A 23278-nucleotide genomic window follows, 5' to 3' on the forward strand; every position below is an offset into this window, starting at 1 on the left:
GGGGTGTGACGAGTGCGGGTACCAGAGTCGTGGCTCAGAGAATTCATAGATCTGGACTGGGACATAGAGAAAATAGCAGAAAGGCTTACTTTCTCAGGAACGAGTGTGGAAGACATTCTGAGACCCTTCAACGTGTCCGGTGAAATCGTTACAGCCAGGATAGTTGAAACTTTCCATCATCCTGGATCTGACAAACTCCTAGTGTGCAAAGTGGATACTGGGAAGAGGGTATACACGGTTGTTACAGCCGACAAAACGGTGAAGGAAAAAGATCATGTAATACTTGCTCTCGAAGGAGCCGTGCTGAACAATGGTATCAAGATAGAACCACGCGAGTTTGGAGGAGTTATCTCAGAAGGTATGCTGTGTTCCCTCGAGGAGTTGGGTTTGGAAGAAAAATCCGACCGTGTGTATCGATTCCCTGAACCAGTAGCTCCTGGTGTGAATGTGATAAAAGAGTTTGGCTTGGACGAGAGGGTACTCGATCTTGAGATCACACCGAACAGGCCAGATTGTCTTTCCATCTTGGGGGTGGCAAGAGAACTTTCCGCTTTGAGTGGGAAACCTCTGAAGAAACCTTCTCCCAGGGTTTCGTTTGTGGATGAAGAAATTCATTTCGATGTGATCGTGGAGGATGTTGATGGTTGTCCGAGATACACCGCCCGCATAGTGAAAGGGGTTACCGTGAAGGACTCCCCGCTTTGGTTGAAAGCAAGACTCGTTGCCTCAGGAATGAGATCACTGAACAGCGTAGTCGATGTAACTAACTACGTGATGCTCGAACTTGGACATCCTGTTCACGCGTTCGACATGAACAGGCTCAAAAACAAGAGGATAGTCGTGAAGACCGCGAAGGGTGGAGAAAGAGTTGTTCTGCTCGACGAGAAGGAGTACGAGTTGAAAGGTGGAGAGGTTCTGATAACCGATGGGGAAAACATCCTAGCTCTCGGTGGTATCATGGGTGGAATGGAATCCGGTGTGTATGAAGACACAAGGGATCTGGTGCTCGAAGTGGCTTACTTCGATCCAGTCAGAATAAGAAAGGCGTCCAAGGCACATGGAATCAGTTCTGAGTCTTCTTACAGGTTCGAGCGTGGTGTCGATCCCAACGATGCAGACCTGGTATCTTTGAGACTTTCAGAGATGATCCAGAAACTCGCTGGGGGTGTTGTACTTAGAAAATTCTGGGATGTGTATCCGAAGAAGATAGAACCAAAGAGGGTGTTTCTCAGAAAAGAGAGAGTCGAAAAGATTTTGGGGACAAAGGTCGAAGAGCCTGGCAGAATACTCGAGCGTCTGGAGTTTCAGGTGAAAAGTGTGGAGGATGGGTACGAAGTCGTGGTTCCTACTTTCAGGCCGGACGTAGAAAGAGAGATAGACCTGATCGAGGAAATAGGGAGGATAAACGGCTATGAAAAGATAGAACCCAGGGTTATAAGCTTGCCCGCCGTGAACACTGGCTGGAACAGAAAGCAGCTTTTCAGGAAAGAGATTTCTCACTTCATGAAAGGAATGGGATTTGACGAGATTGTGAGTTTTTCTTTCCTGAACTCTGAAAAGATGAGAAAATGGCCTGTTGTAAAAAGAGAACCGATCCTTCTTACAAATCCCATCTCTTCGGATATGGACGCGATGCGATACACGCTCTTTCACAGCATGATTCAGGTGCTGTCTGAGAATTTCAAGAGACAGAACAGAAATCTCAAACTCTTTGAGATCGGGAAGATCTACTACAGAGAGGGCGGTGAGTACAGAGAAGTTGAAACGTTGTCGGCCGCGGCCTGTGGACTGGAGAATCCAGACGACTACACCGACAAAAGGAAGGTATCTTTCTATACAGTGAAAGGAATTCTTGACGAGCTGTTTCAAAGATACGGCGTACGTGCCGAGTACAGAGAAGCAGAACTGACAGGGTTCTTCCCGACGAGAACCGCTCGTATCTTCTCTGAGGGAAAAGAACTTGGGTTTCTGGGAATGGTCGATCCAAAGCTTCTTGATGAATATGACGTTAAAGAAGAAACTTACTTCTTTGAAATTGATCTGGAGACATTCATGGAGCTTGCTTCAGAGGAACCTGCTTATAGACCCACCCCGAAATTCCCTGCTGTTCGAAGAGACGTTTCCTTTTTGCTTCCAAGAGGATTCAAATCCCTCGAAATACTGAACCTCTTCAGAAAAGTGGGTGAGTCTCTCGTGGAAGAGGTGGGAGTGTTCGACGTTTACGAAGGAAAGGGCGTCCCGGAAGGTATGGTGAGTGTTACCTTCTATGTGATATTCAGACATCCAGAAAGAACACTGACGGATGAAGAGGTGAATCAGATCTTCGAAAGAATGGTTCAGCGTGCAGAAGAGAAATTCGGCGTGAAGAGAAGATTCTAAAAAAAGAGGGGCTATTGCCCCTCTTCTGTTTTTGTGTTCAAAAGTCCTTTGAGGATCATTTCCTGTATACTCTGAAGCAACTTCTGGTCTTTCGGAACGTCTCCCATCGAATTGACTATGAGTTCTGCGGCGGCTCGCGAGTCCAGATCCTTCGGTACGTAGTTTTGCTCTTTTCCTTCATCTATCAACTTCTCAACCCGTTTTATGAAGTTTTCGTATCTTTCTCTCAAAACCGACCACTTTTCTTTCTCCTCGAAGCGGATCGTTGTTTTCTCCTTCTCTATTATTTCGTTCAGTACCGACTTGTTCAACACGAAGTCAACGTACGACTTCAAGAACTTTTTGATCTTGGCAAAGTAGGAGTTCGTCTCCTTTGTAACGGTGAAGAGATGGTTTTCCAGTTCTTCTAAAGCCTCTCTCCAGACCTCTTCAAATAGTTTGTCCTTGCTCGGGAAATAGTAGTATATGAGAGCCTTTTTCACACCTGCCTCTCGTGCGATTTCCTCCATGCTGACACCGTCGTATCCATACTTTGAAAAGGCCTTCTTCGCTGCCTCCAGTATCTTTCTCCTTGTTTCAGAGCCCAATTTGACCCCTCCATCTCAATCCCTGTAACGTTTGTCCACCGCAAGGAGCTTTTCTTTGTCTGCGTACCTTCTCATTCTCACTTCGTAGTTATAAACACCTCTGTTTGCCGGGTATATTTCGGAGTATCCTTCCTCGTACCAGAGTTTGTCTGCGTACTTCTTCCATTCGGCAGCGAGTTTGTCGATCTCGGGTGCAAGTTCGGTGATGATTCTCTCAGAACCCTCATGTTGAGGCTTTGCGTTGAATGACTTCACCATGGCTCTGAACACCTTCGGGTTGTCTATTATTGGGCATGGTCTGAAGAGGTTGTCACTGTAGGGAATCATTCGTTTGTATGCCTCGAAGAACGGTGACCTAAGAATGTCGATGAGTTTCTTTTCACGGATGCTGTCAACGGCGAACTGCTGGAAGACGCAGGGTTCCACATATCCTTTTGCGTTTATGTGGAGATATTTGGCACCCGCCGCAAGACAACCGTTGGTGAGGAATCCATGGTTCCAGAAATCGGCAACGAAGGCGAATCTTCCACTGAGCCTGATCTGTTCGAGTTTGTGGAACCTCTCGTATCTCTGTTTTGGCGTGGGAACGAGGTCCATGGATGGGTTCATTCCAACGGGCATGAACTGGTACACCCAGACGTAGGAGACACCTTGTTCTTTCAGGAAGTCCCAGAACTCATCTTTCATAAGGGTATCGTGGTTCATTCTGGTTGCTGTTACGGAAGCTCCAAAGATTACACCATATCTTCTCAATCTTTCCCACGCTTCGAGGATCTTTTTGAATATGCCTCTTCCTCTTCTCCAGTCTGTGTCTGTTTCGAAACCTTCCACCGAAATGGAGAGCGTCACGTTTCCAAGTTCCGATAGTTTCTTTGCTGTTTCTTCCTTTATCAACGTTCCATTCGTATAGACAAGGAAATAGCTGTCCTTGAACTCTTCAAAGATGTCCATCAGGTGCGGCCAGAAGAAGGGTTCTCCTCCTGTGATGATGAAGAAGTATATTCCGAGGTCGTTGGCCTGTCTCAAAATGTCTCTGACTTCGTCGTGGGAAAGTTCGTACTTTCTGCCATAGAGTCCTGCATAGCATCCAACACAGTTCAAGTTACATGCGTAGGTGGGACTCAGAACGAGGAGTTTTGGAAGGACGGTTTTGTACTCGTGCATCTTCTCCTGCCTTATGGGTTCTCCGAGTGCGAACTCGTTGATGATCAGGTTGTTTATAACCCCTTCTACACATTTTGGACTCGCTTTTTTGAAGACGTTGACCCATGACATCACCATGGGATGTCTTTCTTTGGCGAGGTCTGCAAGTTTTCGAAGGCCACTCTTCGAGGGTTCTTTCGTGAACATACTGAGGGTTCCGAATATCTTTCCTAGGGTTTCCACATCGGCGTTTCTCACAAAAGATCCGACGAGTTTTCCTGCCTGTCGATAGATCATTCCTTTGATTCCACCTACTGGCATTGAATCACCTCCATCTTTTTTTACTTACCGGTCGGTAAAAGATTCTATGCCCACAAGATGAAATATACATTGCGCGTTTGTTACTTTATGTTGTATCTGGAGAGATTTATCGCACAGATGGCTTCATCTTTCTCGTAACCTTTCAACAGATAATACGCCTTGCATCCTCCTCCGCATTCTTTCAAAACTGGACACGCCGAACATGATTCGGGAGAGGGCAAGGGTTTGTATTCGTTCCATATTTCGGAAAACTTCTTTTCTCGCACATTTCCCATGTAGTACTCTTTGTTGTACCTGAAATGTCCGCATGGTACGACGGTTCCTTCAACGAGTATCGAGGCATGGGTGATACCGGCGGAGCAAGGGGCACCGGATATGGATTCTTCCACGTAGAACGTCAGCCGGTCTCTGTAAGTATTTACAACTTCGAGAACGTATCTTATGGCCCTTTTCCATTCTTCAGGATTCATATCCAGTTCTTTCGCGTGGACCATTCCTCTTCCAACCGGGATGAACCTGTCCACGTACAGAGCATTGACTCCCAGTTTCAGGGCTAGTTTTACCATGTCTTCGAACTTTCTCCAGTTCATTCTGTTTATCACGTTGAGTATCGTGACCTGAAAACCCTCGTTTATGAAATTTTTGATGCCCTCGACCGCTCTTTCGAAGTTGCCCTTTCCTCTCACATAATCGTTCGTCTCAGGATCTGGTCCCTCCAGCGATACACCAATCAGTACATATGGATTGGCTCTTTTTATTTTCTGAACCATTTCTCTGGTGGCAAGGGATCCGTTCGTGTTTATCATGAGTCTTTGACCTATCTCTCTGCCGAAGGCAAGTATGTCAAGAAGCCTTGGATGGAGAAGTGGCTCACCTCCCACAAGATCCAGGGCCCACACGTCGAGTTTCCTCAAGTCGATCATCAGTTCTTTTATCTCCTCGAAACTCAACTCGCCTGGATGAGGCTCTCCCGCTTCGCAGTAACAGTGCTTGCATCTGAAGTTGCATCTTGTTGTCAACTCGTACTCTACTATGAATGGGGGTTTTCGCATTCAATCACCTCCAGATAGATTTTAACTCCTGGGATAGATCTGAAAGGAGAGGACTCTAATTGTAATGATCCTTACAAGTCCAATTAAAGGTTTGGGAATAAAATCTATCGTGAGGTGATGCCACTTGGGAAAAAAGGTGTCCAAGAATCCCAGAGTACTCTCACAGATAGAACTCCTCAGAATGATGGCCGGTGGAGATGAGAATGCCCTCAGGGAAATAAAGAGAAGGCTGGGTTTTGATGAAAAGAAAGAAAGAGAGAACAATGAAAGACGAAAGATCTCCGATAACGTTTGATCATTTCTCTGTTTTCGCCAACGGAGAGCAAATTTTAGAAGATATCACCATTTCCTTTGTTAAAGGAATAAATGTTCTGTATGGGTCCCGGGGTTCAGGTAAATCCACCCTTCTTCGAGCGGTTGTCAAGTTGAATGATGAAATACTGGAAGGTGTGACGGAAGGCGGAACGGTTTATCTTTTCGGACAGGATGTGAGAGAACTCGATGACACCTATGTAAGAAAGAAGGCTCTGTACCTTGATACGAGTTTCATCGACGCCATGAACCATTACAGTTTCGAAGAGTTTTTGGGGTTGAGTTTGAAGAAGAAGGTGGATCTTGAAAAAATCTCCGAAAGACTGGATGATCTGGGAATATTGAGAATGCTGACGCTGGGACGCAAAACCCCCCTTTCTGTTTTTTCACCCGCCGAAAAGATTTCCCTCCTCCTTTTCATACTGGAACAGAAGCAACCCGAGATCATACTGATGGATTGTCTGCTGGATCACCTCGACGATGAAAATCTTGAAAGAATCATCGGTACGTTCTTCAAGATGAAAAAAGATAGGACCTTCATCATTTCCACACGCATCCTCCAGAGGTTTCTCTACATTGCGGATTTGTTGGTGATGTTGAATGATGGTAGAATCAATTATACGGGAACTCCCAGAGATTTTGTTTTGAAGATGTGAAGAACCGTTTCACGAACGAGGTGATCCTATGGTACTGACCGTCACGTTGAATCCCGCACTGGACCGGGAGATCTTCATAGACGATTTCCAGGTGAACAAATTATACAGGTTGAGAGATCTGAGCAGGTCTCAAATGACACCTGGTGGAAAAGGAATAAACGTTTCCGTAGCCCTTTCAAGGCTCGGGGTTCCTTCAGTAGCCACCGGATTCGTGGGAGGTCACATAGGACGAATTCTTGTAGAGGAACTACGGAAGATCTCGAATCTGATCACCACGAATTTTGTTTACGTGGATGGGGAGACGAGGGAGAACATAGAGATCATAGACGAAAAGAATCAAACCATAACGGCCATAAATTTTCCTGGTCCAGAAATCGGTGAAGATGATCTGAATCATTTTTTGAGAAGGTACAGGATGACCCTCTCGAAGGTCGATTGTGTGGTCATCTCTGGGAGCATACCACTCGGAGTAAGTGAAGACGTCTGTTACGAACTGGTGAAACTTGCGCGTGAGAAGGGAATCTTTGTCTTTGTGGAACAGGCACCCAGATTGCTCGAAAGAACACTGACAGGTCCGGAGTATCCAAACGTGGTGAAACCGGACTTGAGAGGGAATCATCTGGCACTTTTCGGTATGGAGCTCAAAACCTTTGAAGACTACGTTCGGCTTGCAGAGAAGATAGCAGAAAAATCTCAGGTCGCAGTTGTCTCCTACGAGGTGAAAAACGATATAGTTGCCACAAAGGACGGTGTGTGGATCATAAAATCGAAAGGGGAGATAGATGCGTCCCATCTGCTCGGTGCGGGAGATGCTTACGTAGCCGGAATGGTTTACTATTTCGTCACCCACGGAGCGAATTTCCTGGAGATGGCAAAGTTTGGTTTTGCTTCTGCACTCGCTGCAACAAGGAGAAAAGAAAAATACATGCCGGATCTCGAGGCAATAAAAAAGGAATACGATCACTTCACCGTGGAGAGGGTGAAGTAAATGAGAGTGAAGGATGCCGTTATTTATGATATATCAGCTGTATTCGAAGATGAAACTGTGGAAACGGTCATAAAACTTCTGTCAAGGCAGAATCTCTCTGGAATACCCGTTGTCGACCACGACATGCGAGTTGTGGGGTTTGTCAGTGAGAGTGATCTGATAAAGGCCCTGGTTCCCAGTTATTTTTCTCTTCTCAGATCCGCTTCTTTCATCCCGGACACCAACCAGTTGATCAGAAATATAGTCAAAATAAAGGACAAACCCATATCGAATTACATGAGCAAACCACCTGTTGTGGTGAAGGAGGACGACCCTCTCATAGTGGCGGCGGATTATCTCATAAGACATGGTTTCAAGGCACTACCTGTGGTCGATGATAGTATGCAACTTGTCGGTATCGTCAGAAGGATAGACATTCTGAAAGTGGTTTCGGAGGGGAAGCTTGAGATATGAGAACGGTGAGAATCGAGACCTTTGGATGTAAGGTGAACCAGTACGAAAGTGAATACATGGCCGAACAGCTCGAAAAGGCCGGCTATACCGTTTTGCCGGCTGGTGAGGCTTCTTATTACATAATAAACTCCTGCGTGGTCACCCAGGAAGTGGAGAAAAAGGTAAGAAGGCTAGTTAAAAGCATACGAAGGAAGAACAGGGATGCAAAGATCGTTCTCACAGGATGTTTTGCGCAGCTCTCTCCTGAAGAGGCAAAGAAGCTTCCCGTGAACATGGTCCTTGGAATCTCGGAGAAGAAGAACATAGTCGATCATCTCCTCTCTCTGAACGGTGAGCAGAAACTGGTGGTGTCGGCTCCTGACAGTCCTGTCTACGAAAAGGTGAAGGGAAGTTTTGAGGATAGAACGAGAGCCTACATAAAGGTGGAGGACGGATGTGACAACGGCTGCACTTACTGTGCTATAAGGTTTGCACGTGGAACGAAGGTGAGAAGCAAGCCACTGGAGTTGTTCAAAGAAGAATTCGAGAAGATGGTGATGAAGGGATACAAGGAGATCGTCATCACGGGAGTTAACCTTGGAAAGTACGGGAAGGATATCGGGACCACCCTGGTCGATCTTTTGAAGAGCGTAGAACGTGTTCCCGGCGATTACAGAGTGCGTCTCAGTTCTCTGAACGTAGAGGACATAACGGACGAACTCGTGGAAGTTTTCCGGGACAACCCCAGACTGTGCCCGCATCTCCACATATCTGTTCAGAGTGGTTCAGACAGAGTTCTGAAGAGAATGGGAAGGCGGTACAGTTCCTCCGACTTTCTGAAAGTGGTGGAAAAACTGAGAAGTATCGATCCCGATTTTTCCATAACAACGGATATCATCGTTGGGTTCCCAGGGGAGACGGACGAGGATTTCCTGGAGACTGTGAAACTACTGGAAGAGGTCGAATTCAGCAGAGTTCACATATTCAGGTACTCTCCCAGGCCAGGAACCCCTGCGAGTACCTTTTCCGATGCTGTCCCTGAACACAAGAAGAAAGAACGATTGAACATTTTAAAGGAAAAGGCAAAAGAAGTGTCTCACAGATACAAAAGGCGGACGGTGAACAAGAGGAGGAAAGTTCTTGCAGAGTGGTACATCGCAAAGGGCGTGCTTTCAGGATACGACGAATACTACGTTAAACACGAATTTGTGGGTGACGGTATAGGGATGTTCCACGATGTGAGAGTGAAGTCTCTTTCGGAAGAAGGAGTGATTTCCTGTCGTGTTGATCTGGCAGAAAGGGCGGTTCATTCACGCGGATGAATTCTTTCTGAACTACGAGATGTTTGATGAGGTTTCCCAGGGACTCGTTTATGAAACTCTGCGAACGTACAACAGAGTTCCTTTTGCCGCTTACAAACACTACAATCGACTGATGAGGTCTGTTTCTTTTTTTGATATTCCCTTTTCCATGACATTTGAAGAGTTCGTCGACATACTGAAAAAGGGCACCCGGCAGATCGATCGTGAAAGCAGAATAAAAGTGCTTCTCTCTGTGCAAACTGCTGAGTTGTTCTTTGTTTTTTCGCCGCTGAACATTCCAGACGTCGAAGAGGGAGTGAATGTGAAAATATCGAAGGTCAGAAGGATTCCCGATCTTTCCACACCGCCGAGTTTGAAGATAACCGGAAGAACAGACATTCTGCTTGCTCGAAGGGAGATTGGGGAATATTACGATGTGATTTTGACAGGTGTGAATGGTCAGGTCTGTGAAGGAAGTTTCAGCAACGTTTTTCTGGTGAAAGAAGGAAGGTTGATCACCCCCTCCATCGAATCTGGTATCCTCGATGGCATAACCCGTGAAAACGTGATAAAACTTGCAAACAGATTGGAAATTCCACTGGAAGAAAGATATGTGTGGGTCTGGGAACTGTTTGAGGCAGACGAGATGTTCTTGACCCACACGAGTGTAGGAATCGTTCCTGTGAGGAGGCTCAACGATCATCTGTTTTTCGAGGAAGAACCAGGACCCATAACATCGACGTTGATGGAAAATTTCGAACCCTTCATTTTGAATCTGGAGGAAAACTGGGTGGGAACATGAAGCCTATTGGAAAATTGTTCGAGGAACTTGCGGGTGAAGACCCCCTGTTTTCTGAATTGAAAACGAGGATGCTCTTGATGGACTGGATAAACCTTGTGAGTCCTGTCATTGCCAGACATACGGTGGTGGAGAAGGTTGAAAATGGTATCGTTCATGTCGTCTGTGATGATTCGCTGTGGCTGACCGAACTTTCTCTTCAGAAGGACAGAATTCTTCAAATACTCAACGAGAAAGCAGGAAAGAAGATGTTCAGAGACATGGTGTTCAGGAGGGGAAAGATCAATGGAAAAATACTCGGCTGAGAGCATAAAGGTTTTGAAAGGGTTGGAACCCGTTCGAATGCGCCCTGGAATGTACATCGGCTCTACAGGAAAGCGCGGTTTGCACCACCTTGTGTACGAGGTGGTCGACAACAGTGTCGATGAGTCTCTTGCGGGCTACTGCGACTGGATCAAAGTAACACTGCATGAGGATGGCAGTGTTGAGGTTGAGGATAACGGAAGGGGTATTCCTGTCGACGTTCATCCGGAGGAAGGAAGAAGCGCTCTTGAAGTGGTTTTCACCGTTCTTCATGCAGGAGGAAAGTTTTCCAAAGATTCCTACAAAATAAGTGGTGGACTCCATGGTGTGGGAGTTTCTGTGGTGAACGCACTTTCTGAATGGCTCGAGGTGAGAGTTCATCGAGACGGTAAGATCTACAGACAGAGGTACGAAAGGGGAAGATCGGTCACACCTGTTGAGGTGATCGGTGAAACTGACAAACACGGTACAGTCGTCCGGTTCAAACCGGATCCTCTTATATTCTCTGAGACCGAATTCGATCCCGACATACTCGAACACAGGTTGAGAGAAATCGCCTTTCTCGTACCGGGATTGAAAATAGAGTTCGAAGACAGAATAAACAACGAGAAGAAAACGTTCAAATTCGATGGTGGTCTGATAGAATTCGTGAAGTATCTGAATCGTGGAAAAAAGGTGCTCCATGACGTGGTGTATCTGAAGAGAACGGAGAAAGTCAAAGTCAAAGACAAAGAAGACGAGGTAGTCGTGGAAATCGCCTTTCAGTACACTGATTCTTATTCAGAGGAGATTCTTTCCTTTGCGAACACCATAAAAACTGTCGATGGAGGAACACACGTTACAGCCTTCAAAACAACTCTCACGAGGCTGATGAACGAATATGGAAGAAAACATAACTTTTTGAAGAACGGAGACTCCTTCCAGGGAGATGACGTACGAGAGGGGCTCACCGCTGTTATAAGTGTGTATGTGAAGAACCCGGAGTTTGAGGGGCAGACCAAGTCAAAGCTCGGCAACGAAGAAGTGAAAGAAGCGGTGAACAGGGCAATGAGGGAGGAGTTGAAGAAGATTTTCGACGCCAGCCCCGATCTTGTCAGGACAATACTGTCGAAGATAATGAACACAAAACAGGCAAGGGAAGCAGCAAGAAGGGCAAGGGAGATGGTGAGGAGAAAGAACGTGCTCCAAAGCACCACCCTCCCCGGGAAGTTGGCAGACTGCAGTTCCACCGATCGTGAGAACACCGAACTCTTCATCGTAGAGGGTGATTCTGCGGGAGGATCCGCCAAACAGGCACGAGACAGGGTGTTCCAGGCAGTCCTTCCGATCAGGGGAAAGATCCTGAACGTTGAAAAATCCTCCCTGGATCGCCTGCTGAAGAACGAACAGATCAGTGACATAATCGTTGCGGTTGGAACCGGAATAGGAGACGATTTCGACATAAACAAGTTGCGATATGGGAAGATAATCATCATGACGGATGCCGATATCGACGGGGCTCACATCAGAACACTCCTTCTGACACTCTTTTACAGGTACATGAAACCATTGATAGAGGATGGAAGGATCTACATAGCACTTCCTCCACTGTACAGGATAAGGGTCGGAAAAGAGGATTTCTACGTGTACAGTGATGCGGAATTGATGGAGTACAGGAAGATGTTTGAGGGAAAGAAGATGGAGATACAAAGGTACAAGGGGCTTGGAGAGATGAATCCGGAGCAGTTGTGGGAGACGACCATGAACCCTGAGACCAGAAAGATAATAAAAGTGACCATAGAGGATGCTGAAGAAGCCGACAGGCTCTTTGAAATCCTCATGGGAAACGACCCATCAAGCAGAAGAGAATTCATAGAAAGGCACGCCCTGAAGGTAAAGGAACTCGACATCTGAGACCATGCGGTCTTTGAGGATCGTTTTGATGATACTTGTTGCGATGTATGTTCTGTTTTTTATGAAGACTTTTTCAAATCCTGGAGAAACAGTGATCGTTCCAGAAACGATTGCACACAATTTGATAGAAAATTTTAACATTTCCAGAAAAAGTATTATAATAGATTCGAGAAAAGTTGCTGGAATAGCCTTCAACGAGGAGAATTACTATTTGTGTTCTGACGATGGCAGTCTGGTTTCTTCTGTCTTGAACGAGGAGTTTTTCAGGCTTTACCCTTTGTTTTTAGAAGTGAAACTGGAAGGGTTGCAGCTTTCAGAGAAAGGAAAAGAGATCCTGAGTCTTTTGGAACCCGTTCTGAACAGTGGTCTTGTCTCGACCGTTTTCTTTGAGTCAAAAAAGGTGATTCTCATCAAAGGTGTTACGATTTCTTTCAGAGACTGGCGGGATTTTGTGAACAATTTCGAGATGTTGAAGTCGCAGATAGACTTTCTCGAACCAAGGAGTGAGTATTTTCTGACCGAGAGTGGTATCCTGATAAAAATAAGGGGTGATTGATTTGCCAAAAGCATCCTTCTTCACCTCCATAGATATAGGTTCCAGGTACATAAAGGGCCTGGTTCTTAGAAAACATGATCAAGAATGGGAAGCACTCGCTTACTCGAGTGTGAAGTCTAGAGGACTGGATGAGGGAGAGATAAAGGATGCCATAGCCTTCAAGGAATCTGTGAACACCCTTTTGAAAGAACTGGAAGAGCAGATTCAAAGATCTTTAAGAAGCGATTTCATCATATCTTTCAGTAATGTGAATTTCGAAAGAAAAGACGTTGTGTCGGAGAAGGATTTCGGAGAAGACAGGCGAGTGATAAACCTGGACATCCTCGGGGAGATGCAGTCGGAGGCCCTGGGAAAACTGGAGGAAGATGGAAAAAAACCCCTTCATCTCTTTTCCAAGAGATACCTTCTTGATGGTGAGAGGATCGTTTTCAATCCCCTTGACATGAAAGCGTCGAAGATCACAGTTGAGTACACCTCCATAGTGATCCCTGTGAGAATTTACGAGATGTTTTACAATTTCCTACAGGATATAGTGAAGAGTCCCTTTCAGTTGAGATCTTCTCTTGTATCCACGGCGGAGGGGGTTCTCACTTCGTCGGAGAAGGATCGCGGTGTGGTGGTTTTGAATCTGGGATACAACTTCACCGGTCTTATAGCCTACAAAAACGGTGTTCCCATAAAGATCGCCTACGTTCCCGTCGGTATGAAACACGTGATCAAGGATGTTTCCGCTGTTCTGGATACTTCCTTCGAAGAAGCGGAAAGGTTGATCATCACCTACGGCAACGCGGTTTACAGCGACATCAAAGAAGAGGAGATACAGTACAGAGGACTGGATGGGAACACTGTGAAGACCACAAGTGTGAAGAAACTCGCCGTCATCATACACGCCCGCCTCAGAGAGATAATGAGTAAGTCGAAGAAGGTCTTCAGGGAAGTAGAGGCAAAGATAATGGAGGAAGGAGAGATAGGGATACCCGGCGGAGTCGTCCTATCGGGTGGAGGTGCCAAAATTCCTAGGATAAACGATTTGGCAACAGAGGTGTTCAGGGTTCCTGTGCGAACAGGATGCTATGCTAACTCGGACAAACCGTTGATCATCAACTCGGACGAGGCTGCTTACGATCCTTCGTTTGCTGCTGCCTTTGGGAACGTCTTCTCATCGATGGAGAATCCATACGAGGAAGCCCCGGTGAAACGGGAGAATCCTTTTAAAAGGATTTTCAGATTGTTCAGGGAACTGATGGAATGATTGGGAGGTTAAGAGTATGGGCTTTGATCTCGACGTCGAGAAAAAGAAGGAAAGCAGGAACATACCCCAAGCGAACAACCTCAAGATAAAGGTCATAGGAGTCGGAGGTGCGGGAAACAACGCCATAAACAGAATGATAGAGATAGGAATACACGGCGTTGAGTTCGTTGCCGTGAACACGGATTTACAGGTACTGGAGGCCTCCAACGCCGATGTCAAGATACAGATAGGTGAAAACATCACGCGTGGTCTTGGCGCCGGTGGAAGACCGGAAATAGGCGAAGAAGCAGCCATGGAAAGCGAGGAGAAGATTCGTGAGGTCCTCGAGGATACCCATATGGTTTTCATAACGGCAGGACTCGGTGGCGGAACGGGAACGGGAGCCTCACCTGTCATAGCCAGGATAGCCAAGGAGATGGGGATTTTGACGGTGGCAATCGTTACCACTCCTTTTTACTTCGAAGGTCCTGAAAGACTCAACAAGGCGATAAAGGGTTTGAAGAAGCTCAGAGAACACGTTGACACTCTGATAAAGATCTCCAACAACAAACTCATGGAAGAACTCCCGAGGGACGTGAAGATAAAGGATGCCTTCCTGAAGGCAGATGAAACTCTCCACCAGGGAGTGAAAGGTATCTCAGAACTCATAACGAAGAGAGGGTACATAAACCTCGACTTTGCAGACATAGAGTCTGTGATGAAAGACGCAGGGGCGGCGATCCTTGGAATAGGAGTCGGAAAGGGTGAACAGAGGGCCAGAGAAGCGGCGAAGAAGGCCATGGAGAGCAAATTGATAGAGCATCCCGTTGAGAACGCCAGTTCCATCGTTTTCAACATAACGGCTCCCAGCAACATCAGAATGGAAGAGGTACACGAAGCCGCCATGATCATAAGACAAAACAGCAGCGAAGATGCGGATGTGAAATTCGGACTCATCTTCGACGATGAGATACCCGAGGATGAGATCCGCGTGATTTTCATTGCAACAAGATTCCCGGACGAAGACAAAATACTCTTCCCGGAGGGTGACATCCCCGCCATATACAGATACGGCCTGGAGGGTCTCCTTTAATGCTTAGAAGGTACAGGAAACTTGGGGAGATACTGGTCGAAAGAGGGTTTATAACCAGAGAAGAGTTGGAAAGGGCTCTTGAGATACAGAAACAACTGAAAAAGCCCCTGGGAGAGGTTTTGGTGGAACTGGGTTACATCACAGAGGATCAGCTTCTTGACGCCCTCAGTGAGCAGTACAACGCACCGATTTTGAAGGACCTTCCCAAAAACATTCCGCTCAACGTGGTTGGTTCTCTTCCGAAGAACGTCATAGAATCTCTCCACGTGATTCCCATCGATAAGAAAGAAGACGGCACCCTCGTTGTCGTCACAGATAGCGGAACGAACATTCCCAGAATAAGGCAGGAAATACGTTTTCTCACCGGAAAGGATCCGAAGATCTATCTGGTTGCAAGCAGAGATTTTTCCAAGCTGTACCAGACTTACGTGCTGGGTGTTCCTCTTGAGCTTTTCGAGGAGCCTTATGTTGTCATAGAAGAAACGGAAGAACAGGTAGAAGAGGCAGAAAAGTCTGAAGAGGCAGCAATGGAAGAGGCGCCGATCGTTCGTCTTGTAAACAACATCATAAACCGCGCCATAGAAATGGGAGCGAGTGACATCCACATAGAACCGATGAAAAGAACCGTGAGGGTGAGGTTCAGGATAGATGGTGTTTTGAGAAGGGTTCTGGAGTATCAGAAGGGCCAGCACAATTCCGTTGTGGCACGCATCAAGATCATGAGTGGCCTTGATGTTTCGGAGAGAAGACTGCCGCAGGATGGTAAATTTTACACGATAAAAGGTGGAGAGCAGTACGACTTTCGTGTATCGACCATGCCGTCTACGTTCGGTGAGAAGGTTGTGATGAGGATCCTGAAAGTTTCTGCCGCAAACAGACGTCTGGAGGAACTCGGATACAGCGAGTACAACTACAAAAGGATCCTGTCACTCCTTGAGAAACCCTATGGAATCATTCTCGTCACTGGTCCAACGGGCAGTGGAAAATCCACAACACTCGTTGCCATGATAAATCACCTGAAGAGTGAAAGCGTGAACATCGTCACCGCTGAAGATCCTGTGGAGTACACCATCGATGGTGTCACTCAATGTCAGGTTTTCCCGGAGATAGGGCTCACCTTTGCGCGATATCTGAGGGCGTTTCTGAGACAAGATCCAGATATCATCATGGTCGGTGAGATCAGAGACAGGGAAACGGCTCAGCTTGCCGTCGAGGCCTCTCTTACAGGACACCTGGTTTTGAGCACCCTCCACACCAACACGGCGGCAGGTGCCGTGTCAAGGCTCATGGAGATGGGAATAGATCCACACCTCCTGGCTACTTCCCTGATAGGAGTTATAGGACAGAGACTTGTGAGGAAATTGTGTGACGAGTGCAAAATCCCGGGAGAAGTGGAAGATGAGAACGCAAAATCCTATTTCGAGCGCTTCTTTGGAAGAGTGCCTGACCAGATCTATTACCCATCTGAAGAGGGATGTCCTGCCTGTAGAGGGATGAGGTACAGAGGAAGAATGGCCATTGGAGAGGTTTTGATAGTTGATGAAGAGATGAGGGCATTGATATCCTCGAGGGCCAGTGAGATGGAAATCGCAAGACGCGCCATGGAAAAGGGTATGCGCCCCATGTTTGTGGATGCCCTTGAGAAGGTAATGCAGGGCCTGACGAGTCTTGAAGAAGTCTTCAGGGTGACCACCCTGCCATGAAGTACTTTTCCAGAAGCCCGGAAGACTGGAAAAAGTCGGATGAGGAAAAAGAGCGAAAAGAAAGAGAAAGGAGAAACAGAATTCGCCGAAGGGCGAACTTTATCATTGCTGTGAATCTCGCCATTGTGGTTTTCCTCTTCTTCTTCACGAAAGCCTTCTTTCCCAACAGACCAGAAGGTGTTGTTGGACAGTTCCAGATAGTGATTGACTCCAAGGAGTCATACCTTCCGGACGAACCTCTTGACATCAGGGTGAAGATCTACAACAGAGAAAGAAGAAAAGGAACACTTGTCCTCGAAGATTTTCTCTTCTCTGTGAAGAAAGACAAAAACGTGGTATACGAGTTTCACTATCCACAGCGGGTTGTGAAAGAACTCGGTGCCTTTGAGAGTGCTCTGGTCTTTGACCTGTCAAGAGAAGTGGGGTTGGTTGATCTGGGCGGTGGGGATTACCTGGTGACTGTTTCCATGAGAGTGAACGACCAGAGGGTGACCATGGGAAAGATCGTGACGGTCGTTGAAGAGTGGAGGGTCGAGGTTGATAACCTGAAAGACTTTTACTTTCCATACGAGGAGATCGACTTTTCAGTCTATCTTGAAAACATCAGTTCCAGACAGAGAGATATAACAGTAAAGAGTGTGACTTTGAAGATCTTGGAAGAAGATGAAAGAACGATCGTCGAGAAGAAGACAACGTTGGGAGAGATCTTCAGAGCGGCTCCTATGGGAACGGTAGAAGTTCACAGAGAAAGTCTTTCCACTCCTGAAGGGCCGGGGAATTACCTCATCGTTTTAGAACTGGAGACCGAAGAAGGCACTCTGAAACGCGTTTTGCCCTTAATTGTGACCGAAGAGTACCAGAAAGAGTTGAGAGGAACGATCCTGGTGATTGAAGGGCCGAAATTCGTGAGCGCTGGTGAGAGGTACGACTTTTCTGTGAAACTTTTGAATGAAGAGAAGAAGAGAAAGCATCTTGTTTTAAAAAACGTTCTGATCGTCATCACCAGAAAGGAACCTGTTTTTTCCTACTCCAGATCGGACGAGTTCAGGATCGTTCTGGATTCGTTTTCCTCCAGAGAGATCTTCAAAACAACGGCGTACGATCTTGTAAAGTTCTACGAACCTGGAACTTACAGAATGGTTGTGGTGGTGGAAAGCGAGGATGACAGATTCGTGAAAGAAATGGAAATAGTTGCTTCCGAGTGAGGTGAGAGTTATTCCGCATGAGAACAAGAGGATAAACTGGCTCATCGTGGTCATTGTTGGCACGTTGATGGTGTTTGGATTGTTCTCTCTGAGGAGTGCTACCTACGGAGAGAATGAAACGCTGTTTTCGAAACAGATGATCTGGGATGTTCTTGGTTTTTCACTAATGATCTCGATTCTTTTCGTAAAGGACAGTACCATAAGAAGACTTTCCGTGGTCCTGTACGTGGTCTCTGTTGTTTTGTTGATTGCACTCCTTTTAAAGGGAACGCCGATAGGTGGTTCTAGAAGGTGGTTCAAAATAGTAGGAATCAGTTTTCAACCTTCAGACCTAGCAAAGCTTTCCCTCATCGTTTTGCTTCCGTATCTTCTGGAAAGAAAGTGGTTCTGGAGGAGTCTTTTTCTCACTCTCGTTCCTGGAGTACTCGTCTTTCTGGAACCGGACCTCGGGACCGCTTTCTCTATGGGATTGATCTGGCTCTTTGCCGTTTTGTCTTCCAGAGTCGATAAGAAGCCCCTTTTTGTTCTCCTGGTGGTTGCTCTGATCCTGCTTCCTGTGTTCTTCTTTTTTGGTCTGAAGGATTATCAGAGGGCAAGGATACTTTCCTTCCTCAACCCCGAAGAGTACGGAAGGAGCTATTCTTACAACGTGCTTCAGTCCATACATGCGATCGGTGCCGGGGGATTCTTCGGTACAGGTTACATGAAAGGAAAAGCGAATCTGATGGGGTACGTCCCTGTCTCATACACGGATTTCATCGTGTCCGTCGTTGGAGAGGAATTTGGTTTTCTTGGTATCGCGTTTCTTCTTTCGCTCTTTGGTCTTTTCTTCTTCGAAGTTTCAAGATGGATCCTGAACGTGAAGGACGAATACTGGGAGATCCTCATGGTTTCTTCGTGTGGTCTTATCTGGTTTCACGTCTTCGAGAACGTTTCGATGAACCTGGGCCTTCTTCCCGTCACGGGTGTTCCTCTTCCCTTCATCAGTTACGGTGGAACATCCACCATTGTGTTTTCTCTCATCGCCGGTCTCATCCTGAAGGGAATAGCGATTGCAAGGGTTGAAAAGAGAGCGTAGAGAACCTCCTTTTTCTTCCGTGAGTCTTAAAACCAAAGGGGGTGAACATCATGAAGCGCTTTTTCCTTCTTTTGGTGGTGGCTCTTTTGCTTTTGACATCTTGTCTTCCGCTTCCCGAAGAAAAGCACGAGTTCATAGTAGAAGTGGTGGGAAACACGTATTTGTCCAATGTGATGAATTGGTACCAGCCTTCTTACAGTGACTACTGGCTTCAGGAACATCCTGTGCTGGTGCTCTATTACGAAGATAACACAAACTCTTACAATGAAAGACAGGGATTTTATGAACAAAGTGGCGATTTCGTCGCTGCAGCAGGAGAGATCGTAGATACATCTAATCTGGAAGATGATCTGACCAATATCTGGCAGAGTTACACACCGATCTACGATGTGGACGTGTGGTACCAGGGCGATGAAGGTGGATGGCAGGCGCGTGTAAGACCGCCCTTGAACTTGTTGAAAACAAGGTGTTTCTGGTGGAATTCGTGAAAAACGATGAATACTTTCGTGTTCTATCTATAACGGAGCCAAGTTATGACCCAAACAAAGATGTGTATCACCTCGGACAGGTCTATAGAGACAGCACACACGGCTTTGCTGTCTTCGTTCAGAAAATTCCAAGTAAAGTAACTCTTGAATCAGAAACAAAGATTTTCGGTGCGGAAGTTGTGTGGCCAAAATGATGAGGAGGTGTGAACCATGAGAAAGTACGTGTTCCTTCTTCTGATAATTTTTGCGATTTTTTCTTTCTCCTTTGACACGAAGAGCATCATCATCGTTCCTGAGATACCTTACTTCACGGTGGACGTGTGGCTCGACAAACCGGAGGGATCTGTCTACAACGTGGGAGAGAGGATCGAGATCTTCGTGAAGTCTTCAAGGGATGCCTACATACTGGTCTACGATATAAACGCCCAAGGAAAAGTGACTCTCATCTTTCCCAACAAATACGAAAGCGACAACTTCGTTCGTGCAAACGAGATCAAAAAGATTCCATCCAAATCCACCTACTCTCTCAGAGTCTCATCCCCGTACGGTAAAGAATACATTCAGGTGATCGCCAGTACAACTCCGATTTCCATCTTCAATCAGTTGAAAGAACTCGGCACAACGCGGATGTTTCCCACCCTGTCCGACAACGTCGAAGAGTACGTTCAAAAGAGGTTGAAACCCTATCTCACAGGAGAGTGGGTCTCGGACATCACGTATTTCTACGTTGGAAGAGCCCCCTCTTTTGGTACTCTGATCGTGGACTCAGATCCTTCCGGGATGACGGTTTACGTGGACGGATCTTACAGGGGAAAAACACCCATCACGATGACGGTGGATGAAGGAACACACTACGTGACGGTGTACTTTGATAACTACACTTTCTACAAAGAAGTGTACGTAGGGGAAAATCAGACAGTACGCGTGTCAGCCAGACTTCCTCTTGCAAAGCTTTCGCTCAGCTCTTCACCGAGTGGGGCAGATGTGTACATAAACGGAGACTACAGGGGGAAAACACCACTGACACTGAATCTTTCACCCGGAAACTACAGCGTGACCTTCAGAAAAGAAGGTTACCGTGAGGAGACAAGGTATATCACTCTCGGTGAGGGAGAGTCCCGATCCATTCACATCGATCTGAAACCGCTTCGGGCAACTTTGAGGCTGAGAACGGATCCTGCTGGTGTGGACGTCTACGTAGATGGAAGGTACGCTGGAACAACCTCCGAGAGTGGATTGACCATCGTTCTTGATCCTGGAACCTACAGTATAAGGCTCGAAAAGGAAGGATACGAAACAGACAGTTTCACGGTGAACCTGAAATCCGGTGAAGAAAAGGAAGTGTTCAGACGCCTTGAAGAAAGAGTAGTCTTCTCCGAAGTCAGAATAGAAACTCAGCCATCTAAAGCCACGGTGTATCTCAACGGATACTATCACGGTGAAACACCCGTTACCATCTACGTTCAAACTGGAACGTACGAGATCACAATAGTCAAACCCGGATACAGAACGATAGTCAGAACGGTAACTTTCGATGAAAAGGAGGAATACTTCAAGTTCATCCTGAGCGGAATCGAGTGATCGATGATAAAATGATCCTGAGGAGGGTAGAGGAATGGCAACGGTCATGGTAATTGACGAATCAAAGATCACCTTTCTGGCCGTGAAGAACGCCCTCGAAAAGGAAGGGTACAGGGTTCTGTGGGCAAGAGACAGGCAGGAAGCCATCTCAATCCTTCGTAGAGAACGTGTGGATCTTGTCTTCGTGGACATCTTCGAAGGTGAAGAGAGTCTTAACCTGATAAGAGAGATACGTGAGAGTTTTCCCGATACAAAAGTGTCCGTTCTGAGTGCCTATGTCGACAAAGACCTGGTTATCAACTCGGTGAAAGCGGGAGCGATTGACTACATCCTGAAACCCTTCAAGCAAGACTATCTTCTTGGCAGGGTGAAGAAGATACTGGCTTCTCCTGAGACATCGAGGGTGTCTGTTTCTGTCAGAAAGAACATCGAAGATATGGAGATAACTTTGAGGTTCGAAGAGATCGTGAGAAAAGAGATAAAGCGCTGTAGCAGGGCCGGAGGACATTTCTGTGTCATGTACGTTAGATTCAACGGTGTAATGAGAGATTACGAGGCAATCAAAAAGTTCTTCAGAGAGACAGATTACATTCTGCCGGTCTCTGCCAGCGAATACGTCTTCGTTCTGACACTGACGGGAAAGCATGGTATCACCGCCGTTACAAGAAGGATGAAAGAAAAACTTTCACAGAGTTTCGAGTACGTCTACGTGTGTTATCCAGATGATGGGAAGACCTACGAAGAGTTCATCCTCTCACTGAAGAACAGACTGGCAGAGCTGGGGGGGAAGTGAGTTGAAACTGGTGGAATCCGTTCCGAACTTCAGCGAAGGAAGAAGAAAAGAAGTAGTTGAAAAGATAGTGGCCGAGGCCAAAAAGTACGACAGGGTCTGGGTTCTCGACTGGTCCATGGACGCGGATCACAACAGATCGGTTGTGACCCTTGTGGGAGAGCCAGAAAACCTCATAAATGCCCTCTTCGACATGACCAAGAAAGCGGTGGAGTTGATCGATCTCAGGAACCACACGGGACAGCATCCGAGAATGGGAGCAGCAGACGTCATTCCTCTTGTTCCTCTCTACAACGTGACGATGGACGAGTGTGTCCAGTACTCGAAGATCCTGGGAAAAAGGATAGGCGAAGAACTTGGTGTGCCGGTCTATCTCTACGAGAAATCCGCCACACACCCTGAAAGGGAAAATCTCGCAAACATCAGGCGAGGTGAGTTCGAAGGGTTCTTCGAAAAGATAAAGGACCCCATGTGGAAGCCAGACTTCGGGCCCGATCGGGTCCATCCTTCCGCCGGAGTGACGGCGGTTGGTGCCAGAGAATTTCTCATAGCCTTCAACGTGAACCTTGGAACGGGGGACGTGAGTGTAGCGGAAAAGATCGCAAGAGCGATCAGGTTTTCAAGTGGTGGTCTCAGATACGTCAAGGCGATAGGCATCGAGTTGAAGGAGAAGGGGATCGTGCAGGTATCGATCAATGTCACCAATCACAAAAAAACTCCCTTGTACCGTGTTTTCGAGATGATAAAAATGGAGGCTGAACGCTATGGTGTTCCCGTTTTGAGTTCTGAAATAGTGGGACTCTTCCCACTGGATTCTCTGCTACAGACGGTTTCGTATTATCTGAGAACGAACCTAAACAGTAAAAAGGTCATAGAATCGAATTTGCTCGATATCCTGGTCAAGGAAACTGAGAAATGAAGGTAAGAGTTGTTGTGGGTGGAAAGCTAGATGATTTCATAAAGATGGGAATAGAACATTACAAGAAATTTCTTAGACGATTTTGCAGGATCGAGATCATCGAGTTGAAACGTACCCATAGAGGAAGCGTTGAAGAAATTGTAAAAAGAGAGACAGAGGAACTGAAAAAGAGGGTTTTACCCGGCAGTTTGATGGTGGTTATGGACAGAAGGGGTGAAAACCTCTCCTCGAAGGAATTCGCCGGATTCCTCAAAGAAGTGGAGATGAAAGGAAAAGATATCACGTTCTTGATTGGTGGGCCCTATGGATTGAGTGAAGAGATACTCTCCGAGGCCCACCGTGTTTTTTCTCTGTCCAGGATGACCTTCACCCATGGGATGAGCGCTCTCATAGTTTTGGAACAGGTGTTCAGGGCGTTTAAAATAATACGTGGAGAAAGTTACCATTACTGATGGAGGTGGAACGGAA

24 protein-coding genes are annotated in these 23278 nt (G+C 46.6%); 21 read left to right on the top strand and 3 right to left on the bottom strand.

Going from position 1 to position 23278, the window contains the following annotated elements; translation table 11 throughout:
• Nucleotides 1–12 precede the first annotated feature (12 nt).
• A complete protein-coding gene (pheT, locus tag AS006_RS04915) occupies nucleotides 13–2379 on the top strand; it encodes a phenylalanine--tRNA ligase subunit beta (protein ID WP_101513227.1) in 2367 nt (788 codons plus the stop codon).
• 11 nt (nucleotides 2380–2390) lie between these two features.
• Here the strand turns inward: pheT and AS006_RS04920 are convergent, their stop codons facing one another.
• The 3 genes from AS006_RS04920 to AS006_RS04930 all read right to left on the bottom strand — a co-directional run bounded on the left by AS006_RS04920 (nucleotide 2391) and on the right by AS006_RS04930 (nucleotide 5482).
• Nucleotides 2391–2966 (bottom strand): TetR/AcrR family transcriptional regulator, encoded by a 576-nt coding sequence (locus tag AS006_RS04920; RefSeq protein WP_101513228.1) that lies wholly within the window; start codon nucleotides 2964–2966, stop codon nucleotides 2391–2393.
• A gap of 15 nt (nucleotides 2967–2981) precedes the next feature.
• Nucleotides 2982–4430 carry a radical SAM protein gene (locus tag AS006_RS04925; protein ID WP_101513229.1) on the bottom strand — a complete coding sequence of 483 codons (1449 nt, stop codon included), beginning with the start codon at nucleotides 4428–4430 and terminating at the stop codon, nucleotides 2982–2984.
• 80 nt (nucleotides 4431–4510) lie between these two features.
• Complete coding sequence (locus tag AS006_RS04930) at nucleotides 4511–5482, bottom strand: radical SAM protein (protein WP_101513230.1); 972 nt, start codon at nucleotides 5480–5482, stop codon at nucleotides 4511–4513.
• Nucleotides 5483–5606: 124 nt separating this feature from the next.
• Here AS006_RS04930 and AS006_RS09510 point away from each other — a divergent pair, with 124 nt between their 5' ends.
• From AS006_RS09510 to AS006_RS05020, 20 genes are read left to right on the top strand one after another with little or no spacing between them, the layout of a single operon-like run.
• Entirely contained in the window at nucleotides 5607–5777 is a 171-nt protein-coding gene (locus tag AS006_RS09510) for a hypothetical protein (RefSeq protein WP_199167391.1), read from the top strand.
• Nucleotides 5722–6450, top strand: a complete 729-nt coding sequence (locus AS006_RS04935; RefSeq protein WP_233185637.1) for an ATP-binding cassette domain-containing protein — start codon at nucleotides 5722–5724, stop codon at nucleotides 6448–6450. The genes AS006_RS09510 and AS006_RS04935 overlap by 56 nt, the downstream gene beginning before the upstream one ends.
• Nucleotides 6451–6478: 28 nt before the next feature.
• Nucleotides 6479–7438, top strand: coding sequence for a 1-phosphofructokinase family hexose kinase (locus AS006_RS04940; protein WP_101513232.1), 960 nt, complete (start codon nucleotides 6479–6481; stop codon nucleotides 7436–7438).
• The gene (locus AS006_RS04945) at nucleotides 7439–7891 is read left to right on the top strand and encodes an HPP family protein (RefSeq protein ID WP_101513233.1); all 453 of its coding nucleotides are present in this window, start codon (nucleotides 7439–7441) and stop codon (nucleotides 7889–7891) included.
• Entirely contained in the window at nucleotides 7888–9192 is a 1305-nt protein-coding gene (mtaB, locus tag AS006_RS04950) for a tRNA (N(6)-L-threonylcarbamoyladenosine(37)-C(2))-methylthiotransferase MtaB (RefSeq protein WP_101513234.1), read from the top strand. Before AS006_RS04945 ends, mtaB begins: the two co-directional genes overlap by 4 nt.
• On the top strand, nucleotides 9152–9973 hold the full coding sequence (locus tag AS006_RS04955) for an aminotransferase class IV (RefSeq protein WP_101513235.1): 822 nt from the start codon (nucleotides 9152–9154) through the stop codon (nucleotides 9971–9973). Before mtaB ends, AS006_RS04955 begins: the two co-directional genes overlap by 41 nt.
• Nucleotides 9970–10275, top strand: coding sequence for a DUF721 domain-containing protein (locus tag AS006_RS04960; protein ID WP_101513236.1), 306 nt, complete (start codon nucleotides 9970–9972; stop codon nucleotides 10273–10275). Before AS006_RS04955 ends, AS006_RS04960 begins: the two co-directional genes overlap by 4 nt.
• Nucleotides 10256–12166: a DNA topoisomerase (ATP-hydrolyzing) subunit B gene (gene gyrB, locus AS006_RS04965; protein ID WP_101513237.1), complete on the top strand. Its 1911-nt coding sequence runs from the start codon at nucleotides 10256–10258 to the stop codon at nucleotides 12164–12166. Before AS006_RS04960 ends, gyrB begins: the two co-directional genes overlap by 20 nt.
• Before the next feature lie 28 nt (nucleotides 12167–12194).
• Nucleotides 12195–12722 (top strand): DUF4894 domain-containing protein, encoded by a 528-nt coding sequence (locus AS006_RS04970; protein ID WP_233185638.1) that lies wholly within the window; start codon nucleotides 12195–12197, stop codon nucleotides 12720–12722.
• On the top strand, nucleotides 12715–13974 hold the full coding sequence (locus tag AS006_RS04975; RefSeq protein WP_101513239.1) for a cell division protein FtsA: 1260 nt from the start codon (nucleotides 12715–12717) through the stop codon (nucleotides 13972–13974). Before AS006_RS04970 ends, AS006_RS04975 begins: the two co-directional genes overlap by 8 nt.
• A 16-nt stretch (nucleotides 13975–13990) precedes the next feature.
• Nucleotides 13991–15046 carry a cell division protein FtsZ gene (gene ftsZ / locus AS006_RS04980; protein WP_015920154.1) on the top strand — a complete coding sequence of 352 codons (1056 nt, stop codon included), beginning with the start codon at nucleotides 13991–13993 and terminating at the stop codon, nucleotides 15044–15046.
• On the top strand, nucleotides 15046–16749 hold the full coding sequence (locus tag AS006_RS04985; protein WP_101513240.1) for a GspE/PulE family protein: 1704 nt from the start codon (nucleotides 15046–15048) through the stop codon (nucleotides 16747–16749). Before ftsZ ends, AS006_RS04985 begins: the two co-directional genes overlap by 1 nt.
• Nucleotides 16746–17954, top strand: a complete 1209-nt coding sequence (locus tag AS006_RS04990; protein WP_101513241.1) for a hypothetical protein — start codon at nucleotides 16746–16748, stop codon at nucleotides 17952–17954. The genes AS006_RS04985 and AS006_RS04990 overlap by 4 nt, the downstream gene beginning before the upstream one ends.
• Before the next feature lie 43 nt (nucleotides 17955–17997).
• The gene (locus AS006_RS04995) at nucleotides 17998–19032 is read left to right on the top strand and encodes an FtsW/RodA/SpoVE family cell cycle protein (protein ID WP_255408707.1); all 1035 of its coding nucleotides are present in this window, start codon (nucleotides 17998–18000) and stop codon (nucleotides 19030–19032) included.
• A 50-nt stretch (nucleotides 19033–19082) separates the two neighbouring features.
• Nucleotides 19083–19520, top strand: a complete 438-nt coding sequence (locus AS006_RS05000; RefSeq protein ID WP_233185639.1) for a hypothetical protein — start codon at nucleotides 19083–19085, stop codon at nucleotides 19518–19520.
• Complete coding sequence (locus AS006_RS09600) at nucleotides 19508–19714, top strand: hypothetical protein (RefSeq protein WP_233185640.1); 207 nt, start codon at nucleotides 19508–19510, stop codon at nucleotides 19712–19714. The genes AS006_RS05000 and AS006_RS09600 overlap by 13 nt, the downstream gene beginning before the upstream one ends.
• A gap of 16 nt (nucleotides 19715–19730) precedes the next feature.
• Nucleotides 19731–21101, top strand: a complete 1371-nt coding sequence (locus tag AS006_RS05005; protein WP_101513242.1) for a PEGA domain-containing protein — start codon at nucleotides 19731–19733, stop codon at nucleotides 21099–21101.
• Nucleotides 21102–21135: 34 nt separating this feature from the next.
• A complete protein-coding gene (locus tag AS006_RS05010) occupies nucleotides 21136–21894 on the top strand; it encodes a response regulator (protein WP_101513243.1) in 759 nt (252 codons plus the stop codon).
• A 1-nt stretch (nucleotide 21895) separates the two neighbouring features.
• Nucleotides 21896–22810 carry a glutamate formimidoyltransferase gene (gene ftcD / locus AS006_RS05015; protein ID WP_101513244.1) on the top strand — a complete coding sequence of 305 codons (915 nt, stop codon included), beginning with the start codon at nucleotides 21896–21898 and terminating at the stop codon, nucleotides 22808–22810.
• Nucleotides 22807–23262: a 23S rRNA (pseudouridine(1915)-N(3))-methyltransferase RlmH gene (locus AS006_RS05020; RefSeq protein ID WP_101513245.1), complete on the top strand. Its 456-nt coding sequence runs from the start codon at nucleotides 22807–22809 to the stop codon at nucleotides 23260–23262. Before ftcD ends, AS006_RS05020 begins: the two co-directional genes overlap by 4 nt.
• The last annotated feature ends 16 nt before the right edge of the window (nucleotides 23263–23278 follow it).

The sequence above is a fragment of the Thermotoga sp. SG1 genome, from assembly GCF_002865985.1.
In the GTDB taxonomy this organism is placed as follows: Bacteria; Thermotogota; Thermotogae; order Thermotogales; family Thermotogaceae; genus Thermotoga.

What these genes read in the sequence shown, in the direction of transcription:
- AS006_RS04925 (WP_101513229.1), bottom strand. Translation starts at nt 4,430, where the DNA reads ATGCCAGTAGGTGGAATCAAAGGAATGATCTATCGACAGGCAGGAAAA.
- AS006_RS04930 (WP_101513230.1), bottom strand. Translation starts at nt 5,482, where the DNA reads ATGCGAAAACCCCCATTCATAGTAGAGTACGAGTTGACAACAAGATGC.
- AS006_RS04935 (WP_233185637.1), top strand. Translation starts at nt 5,722, where the DNA reads ATGAAAAGAAAGAAAGAGAGAACAATGAAAGACGAAAGATCTCCGATA.
- AS006_RS04940 (WP_101513232.1), top strand. Translation starts at nt 6,479, where the DNA reads ATGGTACTGACCGTCACGTTGAATCCCGCACTGGACCGGGAGATCTTC.
- AS006_RS04945 (WP_101513233.1), top strand. Translation starts at nt 7,439, where the DNA reads ATGAGAGTGAAGGATGCCGTTATTTATGATATATCAGCTGTATTCGAA.
- mtaB (WP_101513234.1), top strand. Translation starts at nt 7,888, where the DNA reads ATGAGAACGGTGAGAATCGAGACCTTTGGATGTAAGGTGAACCAGTAC.
- AS006_RS04960 (WP_101513236.1), top strand. Translation starts at nt 9,970, where the DNA reads ATGAAGCCTATTGGAAAATTGTTCGAGGAACTTGCGGGTGAAGACCCC.
- gyrB (WP_101513237.1), top strand. Translation starts at nt 10,256, where the DNA reads ATGGAAAAATACTCGGCTGAGAGCATAAAGGTTTTGAAAGGGTTGGAA.
- AS006_RS04970 (WP_233185638.1), top strand. Translation starts at nt 12,195, where the DNA reads ATGATACTTGTTGCGATGTATGTTCTGTTTTTTATGAAGACTTTTTCA.
- ftsZ (WP_015920154.1), top strand. Translation starts at nt 13,991, where the DNA reads ATGGGCTTTGATCTCGACGTCGAGAAAAAGAAGGAAAGCAGGAACATA.
- AS006_RS04985 (WP_101513240.1), top strand. Translation starts at nt 15,046, where the DNA reads ATGCTTAGAAGGTACAGGAAACTTGGGGAGATACTGGTCGAAAGAGGG.
- AS006_RS04990 (WP_101513241.1), top strand. Translation starts at nt 16,746, where the DNA reads ATGAAGTACTTTTCCAGAAGCCCGGAAGACTGGAAAAAGTCGGATGAG.
- AS006_RS05000 (WP_233185639.1), top strand. Translation starts at nt 19,083, where the DNA reads ATGAAGCGCTTTTTCCTTCTTTTGGTGGTGGCTCTTTTGCTTTTGACA.
- AS006_RS05005 (WP_101513242.1), top strand. Translation starts at nt 19,731, where the DNA reads ATGAGAAAGTACGTGTTCCTTCTTCTGATAATTTTTGCGATTTTTTCT.
- AS006_RS05010 (WP_101513243.1), top strand. Translation starts at nt 21,136, where the DNA reads ATGGCAACGGTCATGGTAATTGACGAATCAAAGATCACCTTTCTGGCC.
- AS006_RS05020 (WP_101513245.1), top strand. Translation starts at nt 22,807, where the DNA reads ATGAAGGTAAGAGTTGTTGTGGGTGGAAAGCTAGATGATTTCATAAAG.